Origin of the sequence: Pseudomonas mosselii (assembly GCF_003205295.1) — a bacterium.
GTDB classification, from domain to species: Bacteria; Pseudomonadota; Gammaproteobacteria; order Pseudomonadales; family Pseudomonadaceae; genus Aquipseudomonas; species Aquipseudomonas mosselii_B.
In genome coordinates this window covers 1-5978 of sequence record NZ_QJRP01000067.1, presented here as the reverse complement: position 1 = coordinate 5978, position 5978 = coordinate 1, and the positions used below count along the sequence as shown (strand labels likewise).

General features: G+C 67.8%; 4 protein-coding genes. All 4 read left to right on the top strand.

Features of this window, described 5'->3' with window-relative positions:
* Positions 1 to 75 precede the first annotated feature (75 nt).
* The 4 genes from DMX06_RS25885 (at position 76) to DMX06_RS25870 (ending at position 5804) form a co-directional block, all read left to right on the top strand.
* A complete protein-coding gene (locus DMX06_RS25885) occupies positions 76 to 1221 on the top strand; it encodes an LLM class flavin-dependent oxidoreductase (protein WP_110739969.1) in 1146 nt (381 codons plus the stop codon).
* Between the two features lie 11 nt (positions 1222 to 1232).
* Positions 1233 to 2300 carry an ABC transporter substrate-binding protein gene (locus tag DMX06_RS25880; protein WP_110739968.1) on the top strand — a complete coding sequence of 356 codons (1068 nt, stop codon included), beginning with the start codon at positions 1233 to 1235 and terminating at the stop codon, positions 2298 to 2300.
* Positions 2297 to 3355 carry an ABC transporter substrate-binding protein gene (locus DMX06_RS25875; RefSeq protein ID WP_110739967.1) on the top strand — a complete coding sequence of 353 codons (1059 nt, stop codon included), beginning with the start codon at positions 2297 to 2299 and terminating at the stop codon, positions 3353 to 3355. Before DMX06_RS25880 ends, DMX06_RS25875 begins: the two co-directional genes overlap by 4 nt.
* Before the next feature lie 208 nt (positions 3356 to 3563).
* Entirely contained in the window at positions 3564 to 5804 is a 2241-nt protein-coding gene (locus tag DMX06_RS25870) for a TonB-dependent receptor (protein ID WP_110739966.1), read from the top strand.
* Positions 5805 to 5978: the final 174 nt, after the last annotated feature.

Sequence of the window (5978 nt, the reverse complement as noted above, 5' to 3'; positions counted from 1 at the left end):
GTTCCGCCCCTGCAGCGCCATGGCACAGCCGTTGCACCACCCTCCCCATCGACCACCTCCCCTTCAGGAGCCCCCATGACCACCGAATTCTTCTGGCGCCTGCCCCTGGGCACCGACGGCCCGCAACTGTCCACCGATCGCCACAACCGCGGCAACCCGCAGCACCGCCCGGGCAACATCGCCCCCGGCCGCCTGCCCGACGGCGAGGCCGACGGCTTCACCTACATCGACTACATCGCCCAGGTGGCCAAGGCCGCCGAGCTGGCCGGTTTCGAAGGCGCCCTGCTGCCCACCGGTCCCGAGCCATGGATCGCCGCCGCGGCCCTGGCCCGCGAGACCCGGCGCATCCGCTTCCTGATCGCCTTCCAGGCCACCTGGACCCTGCCGGCCTACGCCGCGCAGCAGGCGGCGATCCTGCAGAACCTCAGCGGCGGGCGGCTGGACTGGAACATCATCACTGGCGGCAACCCGGCCAGCCAGCGCGCCAACGGCGACTTCCTCGAACACGACCTGCGCTACAAGCGCACCGGCGAATTCCTCGACGTGATCCAGGGCCTGTGGGCCAACGACAGCTTCTCCTACGAAGGCGACATCTACCGCCTGGAGCACGGCAGCCTGCCGCCGGGCCTGGCCCACGAGCGCAAGCCCGGGGTGTACTTCTCCGGCTTTTCCGACGCCGCGCTGGAGGTGGCCGCCCGCTACGCCGATGTCTACCTCAACTGGGCCGAGCCGGTCGACAAGCTCAAGCCGCATATCGAGCGGGTGCGCGAGCTGGCCGACAAACAGGGCCGCACGGTGCGCTTCGGCCTGCGCGTCGACCTGTTCGCCCGCGAGACCGAAGAACAGGCCTGGCGCGAGCTGCGCCAGCAGTTCGAACGCCTCGAAGGCAAGAGCAGCGCCATTGCCAAGGGTTTCGCCACGGGCTCCGACTCGGTCGGCGGTGCCCGCCAGGCGGCCTATCACCAGCACCTGCAGGACTTCGACGAACTGAAGCTGGCGCGCAACCTGTGGGCCGGCTTCGCCAAGGCCAAGCCGGGCCCGACCGTGGGCCTGGTGGGCAGCCACCAGAACATCGCCGAGCGCCTGGCCGAGTACCGCGACGCCGGCTTCTCGACCTTCATCCTGGCGGCCAACCCGCACCTGGAAGAGGCCCTGCGCATCGGCCAGGAAGTCCTGCCGCTGGTGCAGCAAGCCGCCACGCCACTCAAGGCCAGCGCCTGAGGAGAACGACCATGAGCCAACCCCTAGACACCCTCTGGTACACCCGCTGTCCGGTGCCCACCGGCCTGGGCATCGCCGTGCAGCAAGGCTGGCTGCAGCAGGACCTGGCCGTCCTGGGCACCCGCGTGCAGTCGCTGCGCGAAGCCGATGAACAGGCCGTGCGCGAATCGCACTTCGACCACACGCTGCGCAATTCGGTGCGCCACGGCGGCAGCATCCCGGCGATCTGGGCCCGCGCCCAGGGCCGCGAGACCCGTGTGCTCGGCCTGTCCTGGGCCGACGAGGCGCAGCTGATCCTGACCCGCCCGGACAGCGCCATCCATACCGTGCAGGACCTCAAGGGCCGGCGCTTCGGCCTGCCCGACTGGAGCGCGGCGCAGATCGACTTCACTCGCGCCCAGGCCCTGCGCGGCCTGGAAAACGCCCTGAAGCTGCACGGCCTGCAAGTGGGCGACCTGCAGCTGGTCAACTACCGCTACGAAGGCACCTTCAGCGACCGCCCGGTACGCAACGTCGCCGGCACGCCGGTGTCCACCGGCCAGGGCGAAGGCCGCAACCTGGAACTGGCCGGTCTGCTGCGCGGCGAGGTGGACGCGATCTTCCTCAAGGGCGCCAGCGCCGTGCAACTGGCCCACGCCTTCGGCCTGCGCACCGTGATCGACACCGGCAGCCATCCCGACCCGCTGATCCGCAGCAACAACGGCACCCCGCGCACCCTGGCGGTGGACAGCCATCTGCTCGAGCAGCACCCGGACGTGGCCCGCACCCTGCTGGCCAGCGTGCTGCGCGCCGAGCACTGGGCGCAGCAGCACCCGGACGAGACCCGTCGCTACCTGGCCCGCGAGACCAACAGCAGCGAATACTGGGTCGGCGTGGCCTATGGCAACGATGCCCACCTGCGCCTGCGCACCGCCCTGGACGAACACGCCATCGACGCGCTGCAGGACTTCGTGCACTTCCTCGCGCGCTGGCGCTTCATCCCGGCCAGTTTCGCAGTGCGCGACTGGATCGACCGGCAGCCGCTGGACGCGCTGCTCGCCGCCCCTTCTGCCATGGACAGGAAACCCGTCGCCCTATGAGCAAGCCCCTGGAAACCCTCTGGTATACCCACAGCCCGGTACCCACCGGCCTTGGCATCGCCGTGCAGTCCGGACGCCTGGCCCAGGCCTTCGCGCCGTTCGGCACGCGCATCCAGTCGCTGCGCGAGTCCAGCGAGCGCGAGGTGCGCGAGGCCCACTACGACCACCACCTGCAGAACTCGGTGCGCCACGGCGGCAGCATCCCGGCGATCTGGGCCTACGCCAGCGGCGTCGAGACCCGGGTGCTGGGGCTGAGCTGGATCGACGAAGTGCAGCTGATCCTCACCACTGAAGAAAGCGGCGTACGCGGCATCCGCGACCTGAAGAACCGCCGCTTCGGCCTGCCCAAGTGGGCCAACGTGCAGATCGATTTCACCCGCGCCCAGGCCCTGCGCGGCCTGGAGAACGCGCTCAAGCTCGAAGGCCTGAACGTAGCCGACGTCGAGCTGGTCGACTACCCCTACGGCGGCACCTACAGCGATGAGCCCAAGCAGCACCTACATGGGTCGGAAGTGGCGCTGGACACCCGCCGTGTGAGTCGGCGCAACAACGAGCTGATCGGCCTCCTGCGCGGCGACATCGACGCGATCTTCCTCAAGGGCGCCCACGCCGTGCAGCTGGCCCACGAGTTCGGCCTGCGCGTGGTGGTCGACACCGGCAGCCACCCCGACCCGCTGATCCGCAGCAACAACGGTACGCCGCGCACGCTGACGGTGGACACCCACCTGCTGCACGAGCACTTCGAGGCCAGCCGCACCCTGGTCGACACCGTGCTGCGCACCGAGCAATGGGCCTGGGCCAACCCCGAGGACACCCGGCGCTTTCTCGCCCGCGAGCTGAACACCAGCGAGTACTGGGTGGCGGCGGCCTATGGCGAGGATGCCCACCGGCGCCTGCGCACGGCGCTGGATGGCCGCTCCATCGCGGCGTTGCAGGACTTCAGCGAGTTCCTTCATCGCTGGGGGTTCATCCCACGGCGCATCGATGTGCGCGAGTGGATCGATTCGAGCGTGCTGGAGCAGGTGATCGGGTCAACATCGCGATTGGCTGTCTGATCGCATCACGAAGGGCTTGTGAGCGGGCTTGCCCCGCGATTGGGGCGGCCCTGCTGCCCCAGCAACACCCTCCAAACACCCCGCTGCTGCAGCATCCGCACCGCCCTCTTGAACACTCAATATAATTGAATAAAAACAGCATGTTACGAGCTTGGCACAGTCCCTGCTCTGTCCTCCCCAACAACGCTTTCACTCGGGGAGATTCCACATGCACCAGCGCCATCCACTCGCTCGCCAGATCAGCCTTGCGCTGCTGCTGGGCAGTACCGCCAGCCATACCTTCGCCGCCAACGACACCAAGACCGAGCCGGCCCTGGAGACCGTCACCGTCACCGCCCAGCACCGCGAACAGACCCTGCAGGAAGTGCCGGTGGCCGTGTCGGCGATCAAGGGCACGCAACTGGTCGCCGACGGCGTGCGCTCGATGGGTGACATCACCACCTTCGTGCCCAACGCCTCGGCCAAGAACCCCGACGGCGACGGCCGCCCGCGCTGGTACATCCGTGGCCTGGGCACCGGCGACACCGGCGCGGCGACGGTCTACCCGGTGGGCATCTACGCCGACGACGTCTACCTCAACGCGCCCATCGCCGGCGGCGGGCCGCTGTTCGACCTGGAACGCATCGAGATCCTGCGCGGCCCGCAGGGCACCCTGTACGGCAAGAACACCACCGCCGGCGCGGTCAACGTGATCTCGAAGAAACCGACCTTCGACACCGACGGCTATGGCACGGTCGGCTTCGGCAGCAAGAACGAGCGCATCCTCAACGGCGCCCTCGGCGGCACCCTGGTGGACGAGAAGCTGGCCGGCCGGGTGTCGCTGTATTCCGAGGAACGCGACGGCTTCCAACACAACGACTTCGACGGCAACACCTACGGCGACGTCAACAAGAAGGCCGTGCGCCTGCAGTTCCTCGCCCAGCTCAACCCGGACCTGGACGCCCTGCTGAAGATCCACAGCCGCCAGTTCAAGGGCGACGGCAGCAACGGCTCGCTGCCGGTGGGCCGCTACTACAACGTCGGCTATCAGCGCCCCAATGGCCGCGACATCTCGCTCAACGTCAACGAGGACTACCGCCTCGACCACGACGGCGCCTCGCTGACCTTCAACTGGTACCTGGGCGACTACACCCTGACCTCGATCAGCGCCTACGACGACATCCGCAACCGCTCCACCACCGACGCCGACTACACCCCCTATGAGGTCAATGGCGCTTCGATCACCGACAACAGCTATCGCCAGTGGTCCCAGGAACTGCGCCTGGCCTCGCCGGAGGACCGTGCGCTGCACTGGCTGCTCGGCGCCCACTACTTCCACGAGAACCTCGACAGCGCCTCGCAGCGTATCGTCACCCCGGGGCCGACACCCAACGGCAGCGGCTCCAACCAGGTCGGCAGCACGGCGTTTCGCGACCTGGGCTTCGACCACCGCACCGACAGCTATGCGCTGTTCGGCAACGTCACCTATGAGTTCACCGAAGACTTCAGCGTGACCGGCGGCCTGCGCTGGACCCAGGAAAAGAAGGACATCGACCTGGACCTGGTGCAGCTGACCCGCGCCAGCGCCAACGGCCCGCTGATCCCCATCGCCGGCGTCGGCAGCAACGGCAACCGCCAGCAGGACAAGACCTGGGAAGCCTGGACCTACGACCTGACCCCGGAGTACCGCATCAACGACAACCTGCGGGTGTTCTTCCGTTATGCCCATGGATTCCGTTCCGGCGGTTTCAACACGGGGCTTTCCACCAGCCTGGCGCAGTTGACCACGGTCGATCCGGAAGAACTGGACGCCTACGAGCTGGGGCTCAAGTCCGAGTGGTTCGACCGGCGCCTGACGGTCAACGCCAACGTCTTCTACTACGACTACTCGGACATCCAGGTAAACCTGCTGACGGTCAACAACGGCGTGCTCACCACCGCCCTGACCAACGGCGCCAAGGGCAAGGTCAAGGGCGCCGAGCTTGAGATCGAAGGCCAGCCCACCGAGCGCCTACACCTGCGCGCGGCCGTGTCGTTCCTCGACACCGAGTACACCGATTTCAAGAACACCAACCCCACCACCGGCGCGGTGACCGGTGACTACAGCGGCAACAGCTTCGTGCGCTCGCCACGCAACGTGGTGTCGCTGGGCGCCGATTACACCCTGCCATTGGACGTGCCCGGGCGCGTGGTGGCCGGTGGCGACGTGAGTTTCCGCGACAAGGAGTACTTCCTCGCCGACCGCCAGAGCAGTGCCGACGAGACCCTCAGCCAGCCGCACTACACCTTGGCCAATGCGCGCCTGAGCTGGTTCAGCGCCGACGACAAGCTCAGCGTCACCGGCTTCGTCAACAACCTCACCGACCGCCGCTACCAGGTGCATGGCCGGCCCAACGGTGGTGCCGGGCAGTACGTGATCACCTACGGCGACCCGCGCACCGTGGGGATGAGCGTTACCAGCCGGTTCTGATTTTTCTGCCCCCTGGGGCTGCTGCGCAGCCCTTTTCGACCGGTCCGACGCCTCGGCAAGGCCGCTCCCACAGGGACCGCGCAATCCTTGTGGGAGCGGCCTTGCCGAGGCGTCGGACCGGCCGGAAAGGGCCTCGCAGAGGCCCCATTGCCCTTCAAAAGGACACCCCCATGC

Excerpts from the sequence above, each read along its gene's own strand:
- DMX06_RS25885 (WP_110739969.1), top strand. The coding sequence starts at position 76 with ATGACCACCGAATTCTTCTGGCGCCTGCCCCTGGGCACCGACGGCCCG.
- DMX06_RS25880 (WP_110739968.1), top strand. The coding sequence starts at position 1,233 with ATGAGCCAACCCCTAGACACCCTCTGGTACACCCGCTGTCCGGTGCCC.
- DMX06_RS25875 (WP_110739967.1), top strand. The coding sequence starts at position 2,297 with ATGAGCAAGCCCCTGGAAACCCTCTGGTATACCCACAGCCCGGTACCC.
- DMX06_RS25870 (WP_110739966.1), top strand. The coding sequence starts at position 3,564 with ATGCACCAGCGCCATCCACTCGCTCGCCAGATCAGCCTTGCGCTGCTG.